The sequence below is a fragment of the Cryobacterium sp. HLT2-28 genome (genome assembly GCF_004402495.1).
GTDB lineage: Bacteria > Actinomycetota > Actinomycetes > Actinomycetales > Microbacteriaceae > Cryobacterium > Cryobacterium mannosilyticum.
In genome coordinates this window covers 31,849-49,423 of the sequence record NZ_SOFH01000006.1, presented here as the reverse complement: position 1 = coordinate 49,423, position 17,575 = coordinate 31,849, and the positions used below count along the sequence as shown (strand labels likewise).

At 67.6% G+C, this 17,575-nt stretch carries 16 protein-coding genes and 2 tRNA genes; 17 read left to right on the top strand and 1 reads right to left on the bottom strand.

What is annotated here, in order from left to right; all coding sequences use genetic code 11:
• The first annotated feature begins 73 nt into the window (after window positions 1–73).
• The 13 genes from E3O48_RS02095 to E3O48_RS02040 all read left to right on the top strand — a co-directional run bounded on the left by E3O48_RS02095 (window position 74) and on the right by E3O48_RS02040 (window position 14,043).
• Window positions 74–733 (top strand): DsbA family protein, encoded by a 660-nt coding sequence (locus E3O48_RS02095; protein WP_134508662.1) that lies wholly within the window; start codon window positions 74–76, stop codon window positions 731–733.
• Entirely contained in the window at window positions 730–861 is a 132-nt protein-coding gene (locus tag E3O48_RS18155) for a hypothetical protein (protein ID WP_255453687.1), read from the top strand. Before E3O48_RS02095 ends, E3O48_RS18155 begins: the two co-directional genes overlap by 4 nt.
• An 82-nt stretch (window positions 862–943) precedes the next feature.
• On the top strand, window positions 944–2,119 hold the full coding sequence (gene dusB, locus E3O48_RS02090; protein ID WP_134508664.1) for a tRNA dihydrouridine synthase DusB: 1,176 nt from the start codon (window positions 944–946) through the stop codon (window positions 2,117–2,119).
• Window positions 2,112–3,359: a deoxyguanosinetriphosphate triphosphohydrolase gene (locus E3O48_RS02085; protein WP_134508666.1), complete on the top strand. Its 1,248-nt coding sequence runs from the start codon at window positions 2,112–2,114 to the stop codon at window positions 3,357–3,359. The genes dusB and E3O48_RS02085 overlap by 8 nt, the downstream gene beginning before the upstream one ends.
• A gap of 25 nt (window positions 3,360–3,384) precedes the next feature.
• Window positions 3,385–5,268 (top strand): DNA primase, encoded by a 1,884-nt coding sequence (gene dnaG / locus E3O48_RS02080; RefSeq protein ID WP_134508668.1) that lies wholly within the window; start codon window positions 3,385–3,387, stop codon window positions 5,266–5,268.
• 179 nt (window positions 5,269–5,447) lie between these two features.
• Complete coding sequence (locus E3O48_RS02075) at window positions 5,448–7,079, top strand: ABC transporter substrate-binding protein (protein WP_134537150.1); 1,632 nt, start codon at window positions 5,448–5,450, stop codon at window positions 7,077–7,079.
• Window positions 7,080–7,176: 97 nt separating this feature from the next.
• Entirely contained in the window at window positions 7,177–8,262 is a 1,086-nt protein-coding gene (locus E3O48_RS02070; RefSeq protein ID WP_134508672.1) for an ABC transporter permease, read from the top strand.
• A 16-nt stretch (window positions 8,263–8,278) separates the two neighbouring features.
• Entirely contained in the window at window positions 8,279–9,319 is a 1,041-nt protein-coding gene (locus tag E3O48_RS02065; RefSeq protein ID WP_370248912.1) for an ABC transporter permease, read from the top strand.
• Window positions 9,316–11,004, top strand: a complete 1,689-nt coding sequence (locus tag E3O48_RS02060; protein ID WP_134508674.1) for an ABC transporter ATP-binding protein — start codon at window positions 9,316–9,318, stop codon at window positions 11,002–11,004. Before E3O48_RS02065 ends, E3O48_RS02060 begins: the two co-directional genes overlap by 4 nt.
• A gap of 5 nt (window positions 11,005–11,009) precedes the next feature.
• Window positions 11,010–11,948, top strand: coding sequence for an ATP-binding cassette domain-containing protein (locus E3O48_RS02055; protein ID WP_134537149.1), 939 nt, complete (start codon window positions 11,010–11,012; stop codon window positions 11,946–11,948).
• 109 nt (window positions 11,949–12,057) lie between these two features.
• On the top strand, window positions 12,058–12,966 hold the full coding sequence (locus E3O48_RS02050) for a D-isomer specific 2-hydroxyacid dehydrogenase family protein (RefSeq protein ID WP_370248948.1): 909 nt from the start codon (window positions 12,058–12,060) through the stop codon (window positions 12,964–12,966).
• A 61-nt stretch (window positions 12,967–13,027) separates the two neighbouring features.
• Window positions 13,028–13,100 (top strand) — tRNA-Asn (locus E3O48_RS02045).
• A gap of 79 nt (window positions 13,101–13,179) precedes the next feature.
• The gene (locus E3O48_RS02040; protein ID WP_134508678.1) at window positions 13,180–14,043 is read left to right on the top strand and encodes a sensor histidine kinase; all 864 of its coding nucleotides are present in this window, start codon (window positions 13,180–13,182) and stop codon (window positions 14,041–14,043) included.
• Window positions 14,044–14,069: 26 nt separating this feature from the next.
• Here E3O48_RS02040 and def read toward each other — a convergent pair whose 3' ends face one another.
• Window positions 14,070–14,636 (bottom strand): peptide deformylase, encoded by a 567-nt coding sequence (def, locus tag E3O48_RS02035; RefSeq protein ID WP_134508680.1) that lies wholly within the window; start codon window positions 14,634–14,636, stop codon window positions 14,070–14,072.
• 40 nt (window positions 14,637–14,676) lie between these two features.
• Here def and E3O48_RS02030 point away from each other — a divergent pair, with 40 nt between their 5' ends.
• From E3O48_RS02030 to E3O48_RS02015, 4 genes are all read left to right on the top strand, one after another.
• Window positions 14,677–15,591: a DMT family transporter gene (locus E3O48_RS02030; RefSeq protein ID WP_134508682.1), complete on the top strand. Its 915-nt coding sequence runs from the start codon at window positions 14,677–14,679 to the stop codon at window positions 15,589–15,591.
• Between the two features lie 197 nt (window positions 15,592–15,788).
• On the top strand, window positions 15,789–17,045 hold the full coding sequence (locus E3O48_RS02025) for a glycosyltransferase (RefSeq protein WP_241982360.1): 1,257 nt from the start codon (window positions 15,789–15,791) through the stop codon (window positions 17,043–17,045).
• 11 nt (window positions 17,046–17,056) lie between these two features.
• Window positions 17,057–17,130: transfer RNA gene (locus E3O48_RS02020), tRNA-Ile, on the top strand.
• Between the two features lie 171 nt (window positions 17,131–17,301).
• On the top strand, window positions 17,302–17,538 hold the full coding sequence (locus E3O48_RS02015) for an AlpA family transcriptional regulator (protein WP_134537148.1): 237 nt from the start codon (window positions 17,302–17,304) through the stop codon (window positions 17,536–17,538).
• Window positions 17,539–17,575: the final 37 nt, after the last annotated feature.

Here is a 17,575-nt window from a genome sequence, read left to right as displayed (position 1 = left end):
GCGCGGGGCCTGGTCTCGACAGGATCGACCGCCGGGACGGGAATACTGGGGCGCGCCGCCGGTTGGCCTCAGAGTGAGCGAAACCATCAAAGTAGACATCTGGTCCGACGTGCAGTGCCCCTGGTGCTACATCGGAAAGCGCAAATTCGAGGCCGGCGCGGCCCTCTTCGACGGTGACGTCGAGGTCGAATACCACAGCTTCGAACTGGCGCCCGATACCCCCGTCGACTTCGACGGCAGCCCGGTCGACTACCTCAGCCAGCGCAAGGGCCTGCCCGTGGCGCAGGTCGAGGAGATGCTCGAGCGGGTCACCGGGATCGCCGAAAGCGTCGGCCTGCACTACGACTACGACTCCGTGCACCAGACGAACACCGTCATCTCGCACGAGTTGCTCCACTACGCGAAGGCACACGGGCGCCAGCTCGAGATGAAGGAGCGACTGCTCAAGGCCTACTTCGTCGACGGCCTGCACGTGGGCCGGATCGAAGACCTCGCCGACCTGGCCGCCGAAATCGGCCTCGACCGGGCCGACGTGGTCAGGGCGCTCACCGCCCACGACTACCTGGCCGACGTCAAGGCCGACGTCGCCCAGGCCAACGCCTACGGCATCCAGGGCGTTCCCTTCTTCGTCATCGACGGGAAGTACGGGATCTCCGGAGCCCAGGACCCTGATACCTTTGCGCAGGCTCTCCGCCAGGCCGCCACCGAGAAATCCGAGGAGAAGAACAAATGACCGAACAGACCAGCACCGCCGAGGCGACCACCCCGGTCGGCACCCCGGCAGCGGCTCCCGTCCCCACCATCGAACTGCTCGGCAATGCCGGCGGCGGATGCTGCGGCGGCGGCTCCTGCGGAATCTGAACACCCCGCTCGACGACACCGCTTCACGCCGTTCACCGCGGGCGTCGAGCGGTGTCGCCCGGGTCTGGGAGAATTGAACGAAATGATTCCTGAAACTGCGACCAGCCGCGCCGCGCCGCTCTCGATCGGCCCCCTCACGCTGGATGTCCCCGTCGTGCTCGCGCCGATGGCCGGCATCACCAACACCGCCTTTCGCAGGCTCTGCCGTGAATTCGGCGCTGGGCTCTACGTCAGCGAGATGATCACCTCCCGGGCGCTCGTCGAGCGCACGCCCGAATCGATGCGTCTGATCAACCATCATGAGAGTGAAACCACCCGGTCGATCCAGCTGTACGGGGTCGACCCCAAGACCGTGTCCGATGCGGTCACCATGCTCGTCGCGGAAGACCGGGCCGACCACATCGACCTCAACTTCGGCTGCCCGGTGCCCAAGGTCACCCGCAAGGGCGGCGGAGCTGCCCTCCCGTGGAAGCTCGGCCTGTTCCGGCAGATCGTCGAAGCCGCCGTCACCGCGGCCGGCGCCGTCCCGGTCACGGTGAAGATGCGCAAGGGCATCGATTCCGACCACCTCACCTACCTGGAGGCAGGCAAGGCCGCTGAAGGGGCCGGCGTCTCAGCGATCGCGCTCCACGCGCGCACCGCGTCAGAGCACTACTCCGGCGTGGCCGACTGGTCGGCGATCACGACCCTCAAGAACACCATCACCAGCGTGCCCGTGCTCGGCAACGGTGACATCTGGTCCGCCGACGACGCCCTGCGCATGGTCGCTGAGACCGGCTGCGACGGCGTCGTCGTCGGCCGCGGCTGCCTGGGCCGGCCGTGGCTGTTCGGTGACCTCGCGGGGGCCTTCCGCGGCCAGTCGACCGGGGAGCAGACCGCGCTGATCCAGCCGAACCTCGGCCGCGTCGCCGAGACCTTCCGCCGGCACGCCGAACTGCTCACCGAATTCTTCGACAGCGAAGAGCGGGCCTGCCGCGACATCCGCAAGCACGTCGCCTGGTATTTCAAGGGCTACCCGGTCGGCGGCGACCTGCGCGCGAGCCTCGCCTCGGTCGTGTCGCTCGCGCAGCTCGACGACCTGCTCGGCACCCTGGACTGGCAGCAGGAATACCCCGGCGTCGGCGCCGAGGGTCCGCGCGGCCGAGCCGGGAGCCCGAAGAAGACGTCGCTGCCCGAACACTGGCTCGACTCCCGGGAGATCGCCGGCGCGGAACGGGCCAACCTGACCGAGGGCGAAGGGGATACCAGCGGTGGCTAACGAAACCGGGTACAGCAGCACAGACGAGGAACGCTGGCTGCCGGAGGTGCACGGCTCGCGCCGCAGCGACTTCGCGCGCGACCGGGCCCGGCTCCTGCACTCCAGCGCCCTGCGCCGCCTCGCAGCCAAGACCCAGGTGCTCAGTCCCACCGCCGGCCTCGACTTCGCCCGCAACCGGCTCACCCACTCGCTCGAGGTCGCCCAGATCGGCCGGGAGCTCGCGCTCCGGCTCGGCCTCGACCCCGACATCGTCGATACGGCCTGCCTCGCGCACGACATCGGGCATCCGCCGTTCGGTCACAACGGGGAGAAGGCGCTCAACGCGTGGTCCCTGGACATCGGCGGCTTCGAGGGCAACGCGCAGACCCTGCGGCTGCTCACCCGGCTCGAACCGAAGGTCTTCGGCGACGACGGCCGCAGCTACGGGCTGAACCTGACCCGGGCCAGCGTCGACGCCAGCTGCAAGTACCCCTGGCCGGAGGACTCCTCCGTCGCCGATCCCAGCGGCCGGGCCAAGTTCGGTTTCTACCACGACGACATCGCCGCCTTCGAATGGATGCGCGCGGGCGCGCCGGAGCGCCGCCTCTGCATCGAGGCCCAGGTGATGGACCTGTCCGACGACATCGCCTACTCCGTGCACGACTTCGAAGACGCCGTCGTCAACGGGTACCTGGACATCGCCGAACTCGGTGGGCGGGCCAGCACCGAACTCGTCTCCTCGATGCACTCCTGGATCGGCGGCGCCGTCTCGCACGCCGAACTGGCGCAGGCCTATGACCGGCTGGGCGCCCTCGACTACTGGTTGCACGGCTGGACCGCCGGGCGGCGCGACCAGGGGCGGCTGAAGAACCTCACCAGCCAGCTGATCGGCCGGTTCTCCGGCGCAGCGGTGCGGGCCACCCGTCAGGCGTACTCGGGGGAGCAACTCATCCGCTTCGGCGCCCACGTCGTCGTTCCCCGCGAGGTCCAGGCGGAGATCGCCGTGCTCAAGGGCATCGTCGCCGCCTTCGTGATGTCGAAGAACACCCGCCAGCCCATCTACCAGCAGCAGCGGCAGGTGCTCACCCTGCTGGCCGAGCGCCTGCACGCCACCGGCGACGAGCACCTCGACGCCGGCTTCCGCGAGGACTGGCACGCGGCCGTAGACGACGCGGCCCGCAAGCGCGTCGTCGTCGACCAGGTTGCCAGCCTCACCGACCAGTCCGCGCTGGCCTGGTATGAACGTCTCGTGCAGAACTGACAATGGGCAGGACTAGCATTCAGCTATGGCTGGCCTGATTCGACAAAACGACATCGAAGAGGTCAAGGCCCGCACGAACATCGCGGACATCGTCGGCGACTACGTCACCCTGAAGTCGGCCGGAGTCGGCTCGATGAAGGGCCTGTGCCCCTTCCACGACGAGCGCAGCCCGAGCTTCCACGTGCGCCCCCAGGTCGGTTTCTACCACTGCTTCGGCTGCGGCGAGAGCGGCGACGTGTACTCGTTCCTGCAGAAGATGGACCACGTCTCCTTCAGCGAGGCCGTCGAGCGACTCGCCGCCCGGGTCGGGATCGAACTGCACTACGAGGGCGGCGGCGACGCCCCCGACCACACCAACCGGTCTCGCCTCTACGCGGCCAACCAGGCGGCCGCCGAATTCTTCGTCGAACGCCTCGGCAGCGCCGGCGCCCTCGTCGGCCGCAACTTCCTCGGCGAACGCGGCTTCGACTCCCAGGCCGCGGCCCTCTTCGGCGTCGGATTCGCGCCCAAGAGCTGGGACGAACTGACCAACCATCTCCGCGGCAAGGGCTACACGACCGAGGAACTGACCCTGGCCGGACTGGTCTCCAGCCGTGAGGGGTCCACCGGGGTGTACGACCGTTTCCGCGGTCGGCTCGTCTGGCCGATCCGCGACATCACCGGGCAGACCATCGGCTTCGGCGCGCGCAAGCTGCTCGAGGACGACAAAGGCCCGAAGTACCTCAACACGCCGGAGACACCGATCTACCACAAGGCCCAGGTGCTCTACGGCCTCGACCTCGCCAAGCGCGACATCTCGCGCAACCACCAGGTCGTCGTGGTCGAGGGCTACACCGACGTGATGGCCTGCCATCTCGCCGGCGTGACCACCGCGGTCGCCACCTGCGGCACCTCCTTCGGGGTCGATCACATCAAGGTGCTGCGCCGCGTCCTCGGTGATGACAGCGGCGTCGGCGAGGTCGTCTTCACCTTCGACCCGGATGCCGCGGGCCAGAAGGCTGCGATGCGCGCCTTCAGCGAGGAGCAGCGCTTCTCCGCCCAGACGTTCGTCGCCGTCGCCCCCGAGGGCCTGGACCCGTGCGACCTGCGCCTGCACCGCGGCGACGACGCGGTGCGCCGACTCGTCGACTCGAAGAAGCCGATGTTCGAGTTCATGATCCGGCAGTTGCTCGGCCAGTACAACCTCGACACCGTCGAAGGGAGGGTCGGGGCGTTGCGCCAGGCCGCTCCGCTCGTCGCCGACATCCGCGACCCGGCCCTCCGCCCCGGCTACACGCACGAACTGGCTCGCATGCTCGGCATGGAGCTGGGCGAGGTTGCCAGGGCCGTCTCGACGTCGCTGTCGCGCACCCGCTCCGCCGGCGCCGGGAACTCGGCGGGGCAGAGCCACGACGGTGCACGCCGCGACGGCACGGACGAGGCGCCGCGCGAGCAACCGTTCTCGATGACCAACCTGTCCACGGACCCGGTCACCCGGCTGGAACGGGACGGGCTGATGGCCATGCTCCAGCGCCCCGTCCTGGTCGGCGCGGACCTGATCCAGCGCGCGGTGCTGACCAGTTTCGCCCAGCCCTCACTCGCGGTCGTGCGGGATGCGATCGCGGCCAACCTCGAACACCACGACGCCCCCGACTGGCTGGACCGGATCGTGGCGGACGTGCCGCCACCGCTGGAGAACCTGGTCAAGGAGCTGGCCATGGCCCCGCTGCCCGAGCGCAGCGAACGGGAGATCAGCCGCTACGTCCGAGACATCACGGTCGCCCTCGTCGACAAGGACTTGCTCCGCCAGAAGGCTGAACTTCTCGGTCGGCTGCAGCGAGCGGATGCCGCCAACCGCGAGGTCTACGTGGCGCTCCAGCGTGAACTGGTACGGGTCGAGGCCGAACGGCGCAACCTCCGCGAGGACTAGGCACCGGGGTTCGCCGGGGCCTCCCGAGGGCCTCAGCGCTACATTGCAGCTCGGTAAAGATGCCCCGTCCTTGCCGGACGAACCGCGCATTCTGTGCTATTTCTTTCCTTACAGCTATGCCGGGTGACGCGATTGTCGGCGCCCGTGCCTGGATTTTTCAGAGGAAGAGGCTCACGGATATGGCATTCTCATCCACTCCCCGCGCTCGAGGGCTCAGTGCCGCAGCAGTAGTCGCTGTCGCCGCGCTGGCCATGACGGGTTGCTCCGCAGGTGGAACCACCGGTGGGACGACCGGCGGCGCGATCACGATCGGCACGACCGACAAGATCACCACGCTTGACCCGGCCGGTTCGTACGACAACGGCTCGTTCGCCGTGCAGAACCAGGTCTTCCCGTTCCTGATGAACACCCCGTACGGCAGCCCGGATGTCCAGCCGGACATCGCGACCAAGGCCGAGTTCACCGCGCCGACCGAGTATACGGTCACCCTCAAGAAGGGCCTCAAGTTCGCCAACGGCAACGACCTGACGAGCTCGGACGTGAAGTTCAGCTTCGACCGCCAGCTCAAGATCGCCGACGACAACGGCCCCTCGTCGCTGTTGTACAACCTCGACAGCACCGAGGCCAAGGACCCGACCACCGTCGTCTTCCGCCTCAAGGCCGCTGACGACCAGATCTTCCCGCAGATCCTGACCAGCCCCGCCGGCCCGATCGTCGACGAGGAATCCTTCTCGGCCACCGCGATCACGCCGGACAACGACATCGTCAAGGCCAAGGCGTTCGCGGGCCAGTACGTGCTGACCAGCTACGACTTCAACAACCTGCTCTCCTACAAGGCGAACAAGGACTACCAGGGTCTCCTGGGCGCGGCCAAGACCGACGTCGTCAACGTCAAGTACTACTCCGACTCCTCGAACCTGAAGCTCGATGTGCAGGAAGGCAACATCGACGTCGCGTTCCGCAGCCTCTCGGCAACCGACATCGACGACCTCCGCGGCAATAAGAAGGTCAAGGTCGTCGACGGTCCCGGCGGCGAGATCCGCTACATCGTCTTCAACTTCGACACCCAGCCGTACGGGGCGAAGACCCCGGAGGCCGACCCGGCGAAGGCCCTCGCGGTTCGCGCCGCAGTGGCCGACGTCGTCGACCGCGCCGAGATCGCCGACCAGGTCTACAAGGGCACCTACACGCCCCTGTACTCCTACGTTCCGGACGGACTCACCGGCGCCACCGAGTCCCTCAAGGGGCTCTACGGAGACGGGTCGGGCAAACCGGATGTCGCCAAGGCGAAGGCGTCGCTCGCCGCCGCCGGCGTCACGACCCCGATCACCCTCAACCTGCAGTACAACACCGACCACTACGGCCCCGGTTCGAGCGACGAGTATGCGCTGATCAAGGACCAGCTGGACGCATCCGGCCTGTTCACGGTCAACCTGCAGTCGACCGAGTACGTGCAGTACGTCAAGGACCGCACCGCCGACGTCTACCCCGTCTACCAGCTCGGCTGGTTCCCGGACTACTCCGACGCGGACAACTACCTGACGCCGTTCTTCCTCACGGAGAACTTCATCAAGAACCACTACAGCGACCCTGAGGTCAACGACCTGATCCTCAAGCAGGCCGTCACCGTCGACCCGACTGCCCGAACCGCCGTGATCAAGGAGATCCAGGACAAGGTCGCGGCGCAGCTGCCGACCGTGCCGCTCCTCCAGGGTGCCCAGGTGGCTGTCACCGGAACGAACGTGACCGGAACCCAGACGACGCTGGACGCGTCGTTCAAGTTCCGTTACGCAGCACTGGCGAAAGGTTAGTCCGTCAAACGGCTAGAGTTTCTCTAATTTGAAATCCGGGGGCATCCAGCAGCTCGATCGCTGGGTGCCCCCGACCCTTTCCAAGCGTTAGGCAGGCATGACAACTGTGGCAGCGCGCCCACCGGCCCAAAAAGCCGCTCGGCGCAAACGGACTTCCTCGGGTGGGGGGATCGGGCGGTACATCCTCATCCGCTTCACCCTCATCTTCCCCACCATCTTCATCCTCGTGTCGATGGTGTTCTGGCTGATGCGAGCCACCGGCGACCCGATCACGGCCGCCCTCGGCGGTCGCCTCGGTCCGGAGCAGCTCGCCGAGCGCATCCAGGCGGCCGGCTACGACCGGCCCATCCTGGTGCAGTATTTCGAGTACCTCGGGAACATCTTCACCGGCAACTTCGGCACCACGATCAGCACCAACAAGCCCGTCACCGAGGTGCTCCTCACCTACGGCGTCGCCACCGCCGAACTGGTCTTCTACTCGCTCATCGTCGCGTTCATCGTCGGCATCCCGCTCGGCCTCGTCGCCGCGTACTGGCGGGACAAGGCGCCCGACGCGTTCCTGCGGATCTTTGCGATCCTCTGCTATGCCACCCCGGTGTTCTTTTCGGCGTTGCTCTTCAAGCTCGTCTTCTCGGTCTGGCTCAAGGTCCTCCCGGTCGCCGGGCGCGCGTCGACCGGCTCTGAGCTGCAGATGCAGTTCCTGCCCGGCAAGACGGGCATCTACACCATCGACGCCCTCCAGACCGGCGACCCCCAGATCCTCCTGGACGTGGTGTCGCATGCGGTCCTCCCCGCGCTCGCGCTCGGACTGCTCACCGCCGGCGTCTTCCTCCGCCTCGTCCGCACGAACGTCATCGGCACCCTCGGCGCCGACTACGTCGACTCCGGACGCTCGCGCGGCGTCAGCGAATACCGGCTGGTCACCAAGCACGCGTACCGGCCGGCCCTGATCCCGATCATCACCGTGATCGGACTCCAGATCGCGCTGCTGCTCAGCGGCGCGGTCCTGACCGAGACCGTCTTCGAGTGGAAGGGCTTGGGCTTCGAGCTCGCCCAATTCCTCACCGCCCGCGACTTCGTCGCCGTGCAGGGCATCGTCGCCCTGCTCGCCGTGATCGTGGCCCTGTCCAACTTCGTCGTCGACATCATCGCCGCGCTCATCGACCCGAGAGTGAGGTACTGACATGACTGGTAGTGGCATGACCGATACCGAAATGATCGCCACGTCCACCGCGACGGGCTCGAACAAACACGGCCTGTGGAGTCGGCTGCCCGTCGTGCACCAGCTCCGCCAAAGCGTCGGGCTGCAACGCGGGATGCTCGTCGTCGGCCTCGTCATCACCGGGATCTTCATCCTCACCGCCATCCTCGCGCCCCTGGTCTCGCCGTTCGGCTACAGCCAGCTCCGCGACGCGAGCGGCGCCTTCGGCGCCCAGAAGCCCCCGGGCGGTTCGCACCTGCTCGGAACCACTGTCGGCGGCTACGACGTGCTGTCCCGGGTCATCTGGGGTGCCCAGACGGCGCTGATCGTCATCGTCATCGCCGTGATCCTCTCCATCTTCGCCGGGGTCATGCTCGGCTTGGTCTCCGGGTACTTCGGCGGCTGGCTCGACCGCGTGTTCGTCGTCGTCTTCGACGCCGTCTACGCGTTCCCGTCGCTGCTGCTGGCCATCGTGATGTCGATCGTGATCTCCGGGGGCCGGTCGAACCTGATCGGCGGTGTCCTCGCCGCGGCCATCTCCATCACCACCGTGTTCATCCCGCAGTACTTCCGGGTGATCCGGGCGGAGACGGTGCGGATCAAGGCGGAGGCCTACGTCGAGTCGGCTCGCGTGCTCGGGGCCAGCAACGCCCGGATCATGTTCCGCCACGTGCTCCGCAACGCCACCCGCACGCTCCCGCTCATCTTCACGCTCAACGCCTCCGAGGCGATCCTGACCCTCGCCGGCCTGGGCTTCCTCGGCTTCGGCATCGAACCGTCCGCCGCCGCCGAGTGGGGCTACGACCTCAACAAGGCGGTGTCGGATGTCTCGAGCGGCATCTGGTGGACGGCACTCTTCCCCGGCCTCGCCATCGTGCTGGCCGTCCTCGGCATGACCCTCGTCGGTGAGAGCCTCAACGACCTGGCCGATCCCCGATTGCGCGGCCGTCGATCGGTGGCGAAGGCGTCCGGGCTGGTGGCCGAGACATCGGTCGTGCCCGGCGGCATCCTGAAAGACGAATTCGAGGTTCCCCAGTGAGCGACGTCCTGACCATCACCGACCTGGGCATCTCCTTCTCCACGGATGCGGGTGCCGTGCGGGCCGTCGACGGCGTAAGCCTGCGGGTGGCCCCCGGTGAGGTCCTCGCCATCGTCGGCGAGAGCGGCAGTGGCAAGACCGTGACCGCCAAAACCATCCTCGGCCTGCTCCCGGAGACTGCGACCGCCTCCGGCGTGGTGCTGCTCAGCAGCAAGGACGGCTCGAGCGAGCACGACATCCTCTCCATCGGCAAGCGCAAACTGCGCCAGGTGCGCGGCACCGACGTGTCGATGGTCTTCCAGGAACCGTCGACCGCGCTCAACCCGGTCTACACGGTCGGCTGGCAGATCGCCGAGGGTATCCGGGCGCACGGGCAGTTCAGCCGCAAGGAGGCCAAGGCCAAGGCGATCGAGATCCTCGGCCGGGTCGGGATCCCCGACCCGGAGACCCGGGTCAACTACTTCCCGCACCAGTTCTCCGGCGGCCAGAAGCAGCGCGTCGTGATCGCCATGGCCCTCGTGCTCGACCCCGGCCTGATCGTCGCCGACGAGCCGACCACCGCCCTGGACGTGACCGTGCAAGCCGAGATCCTCGACCTGCTCCGGCGCTGCCGCGACGAGTTCGGCACCGCCATCGTGCTGATCACCCACAACATGGGCGTCGTTGCCGACCTCGCCGACCGGGTGGCCGTGATGTACCAGGGCAAGGTGGTCGAGGAGGCCGACGCGCAAACGCTCTTCTCCTCGCCGCAGAACGACTACACCAAGCGCCTCCTCGCCGCAGTGCCGCACGTCGGCCAGGGAATCGCGCACGCCGCTGTGCGCGCGGAGGCCAGGGAGCCGGCCTGGCTGGAACTCCCGCCGGTCGTCGTGGCCGACAACCTCACCATCGAATACCCCGGCCGGTTCGGCCGGGCCGGCTTCACCGCCGTGGACGGCGTGAGCTTCGTCATCCGCCCGGGAGAGGTTCTCGGCCTCGTCGGCGAGAGCGGATCGGGCAAGACGACGACGGGCCGGGCCATCGCCGGCCTGACCCGGGTGACCGGCGGCTCGCTCACGGTGCTCGGGCACGAAATGCACGGGTTCAAGGAACGCGAGTTCAAGAAGCTCCGCAGCGACATCGGCTTCGTGTTCCAGGACCCGGCGTCGAGCTTCAACCCGTTGCTCACGATCGCCGAATGCGTGGCGGAGCCGCTGGTGGTGCACGGGCGGGCCCAGAACCCGGCCGGCGCGCGCACTCGCGTGAACGAGCTGCTCGAGGCCGTTCAGCTGCCCCGGGCCTACGGCGACCGCTACCCGCACGAGCTCAGCGGTGGGCAACGCCAGCGGGCCAGCCTGGCCAGGGCGCTGGCGCTCGAACCGAGCCTGCTCATCGCCGATGAGCCCACCTCGGCCCTCGACGTGTCGGTCCAGGCGAGGGTGCTCGAACTGTTCGCCGAGCTGCAGGAGGAATTCGGTTTCGCCGCCCTGTTCATCAGCCACGACCTTGCCGTCGTCGACATCCTCGCGGACCGGATCGCAGTGCTGTACAAGGGCAAGCTGGTCGAAGAGGGTACCGGTGCCGAGGTCCTGGGGGCGCCGAAGGACCCGTACACGCAGCGACTGCTTGCCTCGCTTCCGGTTCCCGACCCGGCAGAACAGGCCGACCGACGGGAGAAGCTTCGCCGGCTGCGTGCGGCAGGATAGAACGCATGACTCGCGGCGCCAAACCGATTTTCCCGATCTCGACCAGCGATCTCACGGTCGAGTATCCGCCGCACGGAGTGAGCCCGGCCCATGTCGCTGTGCACGGGCTCACCCTGCAGATCAAGCCGGGCGAGGTGCTCGGGCTGCTCGGGGAGAGCGGTTCGGGCAAGAGCACCCTCGCCAGCGTTTTGTCCGGTGCGGCGTTCGCTCCGGGGCTCGGCAGCGCCCGGCCGATCATCACGGGGGGAGAGGCAACGGTGCTCGGCTTCCGGATGCGCAGGATCGGCCGCCGCAAGCTCGCCCGCCTCACCTTCGGGGTCGGCCTGCTCGAACAGAACGCGGCCGACACGCTCCCGCCGACGATGACGGTGGCGGAGATCGTGGCGGAGCCCGTGCTGGAGCGCGACCGGCGCTACAACCGCAAGGCGCTCGACGCGCGCGTGGCGACGATGGTGGACGCCGTGCGGCTCCCGCTGGCGGTGCTGCCTCGCTACCCTTACGAACTGAGCAACGGGCAACGCCAGCGGGTCGCCCTCGCCCGTGCCCTCGTCTTCGGACCAGCCCTGCTGATAGCGGACGAGCCGACCGCCGGGGTCGACGTGACGGTGCGCGACGCGGTGGTCGACCTGATCGGCGAACTCCAGCGTGAACGGTCATTTTCTGCGCTCGTGATCAGCTCGGACCTCACCGTGCTGCGCCGGGTGGCGAACCGGATCGGCGTGCTGTACCAGGGGGTGCTCGTCGGCCTCGGAACCATCGACGAGGTGTTCAAGGACCCGTGGCATCCGTATGTGGCGGGGCTGGCCGCGGCGCTGACCGGGCCGGAGGCAGACGACGAACTGGACAATGAGGCGAGCGACGGTCCGGGCGAGGACGCGGACGCCGATCCGGACGCCGATCCGGACGACCACGACCGGGGCGACGACCGTGCCGACGAATCCTGACCGCCGCGTCGCGGACGACACCGGGCCTGCCGCGCAGCACCGGGCCGTGCTCGCCGACGAGGTGACGCCCATTCCCGAGGGGATGCGCCCGGCCCGCGGTCCGATCGCCGTGCTGCCACGGCCCGCAGAGGTCTTCACAGCGGCCGTCCGCGCCGCCGAGGGGGAGGTGGCGGAGTTGTCGCCCGCGACCCGGGGATTGATCTGGCTCTCCTACGCCCAGGCCGACCTGCTCGGGGCCACCCTGGCCGCCAACCCGCAAATCCAGTGGGTGCAGCTGCCCTGGGCCGGCGTCGACGCGTTCAGCGCCGTCCTGGCCGCGCAGGCCCGTCCGGACCTGCTCTGGACCAGCGCCAAGGGCGCCTACGCCCAGCCGGTGGCCGAACATGCGCTCGCCCTCGCACTGGCCCTGCTCCGCGTTCTGCCCACGCGGGCCAGGGCCTCAAGCTGGTCCACCGTGCCGGAGGGTCGCTCGCTGTACGGCCGTTCCGTGGTCATCATCGGCGCCGGGGGGATCGCCCTGGAACTCATCCGGCTGCTGGAGCCGTTCGGGGCCCGCATCACCGTGGTGCGCCGCAGCAGCCGGCCGGTACCCGGCGCGGACCGCACCGTGCCGACGGATGCCCTGTCCGAGGTTCTGCCCGAGGCCGATCTGGTCATCGTCGCCGCAGCGCTGACAGAGGCCACCCGGCACCTGATCGGGGCGGTAGAGCTCGCGCTGATGCGTCCGGAGGCGAACCTGGTCAACATCGCACGGGGGCCGCTGGTCGACACGGACGCGCTGGTGGCGGCCCTGGCCGCCGGCTCCATCGCCGGCGCGGCCCTGGACGTGACCGACCCGGAGCCGCTGCCCGACGGGCATCCGCTGTGGAGCGAACCGCGGTGCCTGATCACACCGCACTCGGCAGACACGCCCGAGATGACGGCGCCCCTCCTTGCTGAACGCATCCGGTTGAATGTGAGAGCGTTCCTTGGCGATGGGCGGTTCGTCGGCGTCGTCGACGCCCGGATCGGGTACTGAACCCAGGCCCCGATTTGGCAGATGCCGAACTTTTGATAAAGTAACAGAGTTGTTCAAGCATTCCTCGATAGCTCAATTGGCAGAGCAGCGCACTGTTAATGCGCAGGTTCTTGGTTCGAGTCCAAGTCGGGGAGCTAAAGGCCACCTAGGGCTCCACCCCGGGTGGCCTTTTTTGCACCCGGGGCACTAGCCGCCGCAGGAAAGGCGTAGTCCATGGATTTCTGGTTGATCGCGAGCATCGTGCTGGCAGTCCTCTCCGTGCTGTTGCTCGTGCTGTGGCTGCGAGCGCGGCGAGTCGCCGTCAACCAGTCCGCGGCCGAGCAGCTGCGGATCGACCTCGAGCTGAGCCTCGCTGAGCAGCAGGGCCGACTCGGCATCATCCGCGAGCTCCAGGACATCGCGGTGCTGGCCGTCTCCCGGTTGGTCACCGGGGCCGAGGCGGCCAGGTACACGGCCGAGACAGACCCGTCCAGCGCGGTGCGGGCCGCCACTGCCCTCGCCGAGGACGGGCGCGGCGCCCTCGCGGACATGCGCCGGGTGCTCACCATCGTGCGCGAGGGCGAATCCGTCGCCACCGCGCAGCCGGGCCTCCAGTCGGCCAGGGACCTCTTCCGGGTTATGCGCGATGCCGGCCTCGTCGTGGGTTTCACCGAGGCGGGCGAGCGGTTCCCGCTCAAGCCAGGCGCTGAGCTGGCCATCTTCCGGATTCTCCAGAGCGCGCTGGCCAACTCCCTCAAGCACGGCGGCCCGGGTACGGAGGCGAAGATCACCTTCACCTGGACCCGGGACGGCCTGCAGCTGCAGGTCGACGACGACGGCATTCGTGCCGGCGCCCGGCGTTCAAGCGCCGATGCGGGGGAGTTCGCCGCCCGCACCAGTTACACGATCGACGACGACCTCAAGGCGCTCAGTGAGAGCATCAGCGGTGCGGGGATCACCCAGATGCGGGAACGGGCCGAGTTGTTCGGCGGTGTCTTCAAAGCCGGCACCGTGCCCGGCGTCGGATTCTCCGTGTCCGCGATCTTCCCGTCGCTGCGTTTCCACAACGGTGTGCACGGCGTCGACCTCTCCCGCTGAGCGGGAGGTGGCCGTGTCCCGGTGGCTCAGTCCTCGAGGTTGTCGACCCCGGGGACCCAGCTGAGGTCGGGGATGCCCCAGCCGCGTTTGCGGGTGACCTTGTTGGCGATCTTCGCGTAGAAATGCTCGAGACGGTCCACGTAGAGCGTGCCGTCGAGGTGGTCGTATTCGTGCTGGAAGATCCGGGCCAGCCAGCCCTCGGCATGGATCTCGAACGGCTCCTGGTCCAGGTCGACCGCGCGCAGGATCGCCGACGGGGAGCGCAGGAGGGGGAAACGTTCGCCCGGGTAGGACAGGCAGCCTTCGACGTCCTCGTCCTCGTCCGCTTCACCGGCCGGGACCGGGGTGATCCACAGTTCAGGGTTGATAGCCACACCACGCCATGACCGGTCGTCATCGTCGAGGTAGCTGTAGGTGAAGAGGCGCAGCGGCACGCCGACCTGGGGCGCGGCGAGGCCGACGCCGGGGGCGGCATCCATTGTCTCGTACATGTCCTGTACCAGGACGCGCAGGTCATCGTCGAATTCCTCGACGGATGCTGCGGGGGAGTGGAGAACGGGATCTCCGGAAATAACAATTGCTCGCACGGCCATTCAGCAAGGATAACGGGCTGGTTCTCGATAGGGTCATTGAGTGACCCTCGACCTGACTGACTTGGCTGTGGACCTCACGATCGATCCCCGCCAGGCCATCGGAATCCCGCTCGCCCTGGTCGGCGCGGTCTTCCTCTCCCTCGGGGCGCAGTTTCAGCACCGCGGGGTGACCAAGGTCGAGGCCAGGACCGTGGAGGTCACCGGCGGGCTCAACCCGCGCCAGCTCGCCCTCCTGCTGGGCCGGCCCTCCTGGGTGTTCGGCACGCTGATGCTCGGCCTGGCCATCCTCTTCCAGTTGTCCAGCCTCAACTTCGCGCCGATCATCGTGGTCCAGCCTCTCGGCGCGGTGGCCCTCGTGATCACCTCGATCCTCAACGCGCGCGTCTCCGGCGTGAAGGTCAACCGGGCGTCCAAGATCGCCATCGGCATGTGCGTGGGCGGGGTCGGACTTTTCGTCACTGTCGCCGCGTTCACCGCCGTCGACAAGCCGGTCACGGATGCGAACCTCGTCACGATCCTGATCATGCTGGGCGGTGTCCTGCTCGTGTTCGGGGGCCTCTTCGGCTTTCTGCGCACCCGCTTCCCGGCGATCCTGTACATCATCGGCGCCGGAGTTCTCTATGGATTCGTCGCGACCCTCGCGAAGGTGATCATCAACCGCACCCAGAACGGCAACTTCGAGTGGCTGACGCTGACCTGCGTGGCCGGGCTGCTGCTCGGCGCGACCCTCGGGGCCTACTTCGTGCAGAACGCATACGCGTCCGGTCCGCCCGACCTGGTGATCGCCGGCCTGACCGTGATCGACCCGCTGATCGCGGTCGGCATCGGAATCGTCGTGCTCGGCGAGGTGGCGCAGGCGCCGGCCTGGGCGGCCGTGGCCTTCATCGTCGCCGGTGCCATCGCGATCTACGGCGTCTTCCTGCTCGCCCGCTACCACCCGCAGGCCGCGGGATAGCATCCGCCGGCACCCTCGTTCCGCTTGTGCGATGCCCCTCCGCGGCTCCGCGCAGTGACGCGCCGGTGCCGGGAATGGCTGTAGTCACGACGGTTTAGAATAGGGTGCTAGAAGACCTCGTCGGTGTGCGCGCCGATGAATCCTTGATTTCTTGCCGGATGACGACCTCCGGCTCACTTACGTTGGGACAATTCCACTTGTCAGATTCGACCGATTTGCCGAGCGACGCCTCCCGTGTCGAGCCGGCAACGAAGAAGCCGATTCGGGTTCTCATCGCCGCGGACACTTTTGCCCCTGACGTCAACGGTGCGGCACGCTTCGCCGAGCGGCTCGCCGCCGGCCTGGTCGCGCGCGGCCACGAGGTGCAGATCATGGCACCCGCGCCGTCCCGCAAGCACGGCACCTGGACCGAATTCCACGAAGGCCAGCCGATGGTCGTGCACCGCCTGAAGAGCTGGCGCTGGTACCCGCACGACTGGCTGCGCTTCGCCCTGCCGTGGCTGATCCACGCGGAAAGCCGCCGCATCCTCGACACGTTCAAACCGGATGTCGTGCACTTCCAGTCCCACATCAACGTGGGCCGCGGCGTCACCATCGAAGCCGCCAAGCGCGGGATCCGCATCATCGGCACGAATCACTTCATGCCGGAGAACATGCTCGAATTCACCCTGCTGCCCAAGTGGCTGCACGAGGGCATGGTCAGGGGCGCCTGGAAGGCCGCACGCCGCACCTTCGGCCGCGCCGAAGCCGTGACCACGCCGACCGTGCGTGCCGCCGAGTTCCTCGAGCGCTACACCGGGCTTGAGGGCGTCCACGCGATTTCGTGCGGCATCGACGCGCACAACTACGCGCCAAGCTTCGAACCGCGCACCGAGAACCGAATCCTCTTCGTCGGACGCGTCACCGGGGAGAAGCAGATCGATGTGCTCCTGCACGCCGTGACCCTGCTGTCACCCGACCTGGACGTCAAGGTCGAGATCGTCGGCGGCGGCGACCAGAAACGCAATCTCGAGCACCTGGCCCAGACGCTCGGCATCCGCAACCGGGTCACCTTCACCGGGTATGTGACCGACGAGGAGCTGCGCGCCGCGTATACGCGATCGACGGTCTTCGCGATGCCGTCCATTGCGGAGTTGCAGAGCATCGCCACGATGGAGGCCATGGCCTCCGGGCTTCCTGTGGTCGCCGCGAACGCGATGGCCCTGCCGCACCTCGTGCACGACGGTCAGAACGGGTACCTCTTCGAGCCGGGCAGCGCCAAGGACATGGCCGCCAAGCTCACCCAGGTGCTCACCGCGGCTCCCGACGAACTCGCCGCGCTCAAGCGCGAGTCGCTGAAACTGATCGGTGTGCACGACATCAACCGCACCCTGAACACTTTCGAGTGCCTGTATCGTGGGGAACCCGTGGTTGACACGATCACCTCCGAGGCTGCCGCACACTCCCCGGAGTAACCGCGGTTTTTGGGGCGGTAGCTCAGCTGGTTAGAGCAGCGGACTCATAATCCGTCGGTCCCGGGTTCAAGTCCCGGCCGCCCTACTTTAATTAATATCTGATCAGGGTTTCTTGTCCTCACTGAAAGGGCAAGACTTGATGCACTATCCGTTTATTCACCGTCTATTCCAAAGTTCCCGCCGTTTCGGGGTGCTTGTAGGGAAGCTGCACGATCCAGTTCGATTGGGTTGGGGTGACCTCGAACACCTACAGGATATGGACAGCGAACGACTCTTCGGGCTCGGCCTCGAGCCTGTACTGACTACAAGCGAGCTCGCCGAATATCTCGGCGTGCACGTGCAGGCCATCTACGACCTGCGCACCGACGGCCGCGGCCCGTCCGGCATTCGAGTCGGCCGGGAGATCCACTACCGCGTCTCTGACGTTCGCCAATGGCTGGACGGACTCCATGAACCCGAACGATCCCTCAGCGGCAGCGGGACTGAGTGCTAGTGGCCGGACGACCCCGACTACCGATCAGCACATTCGG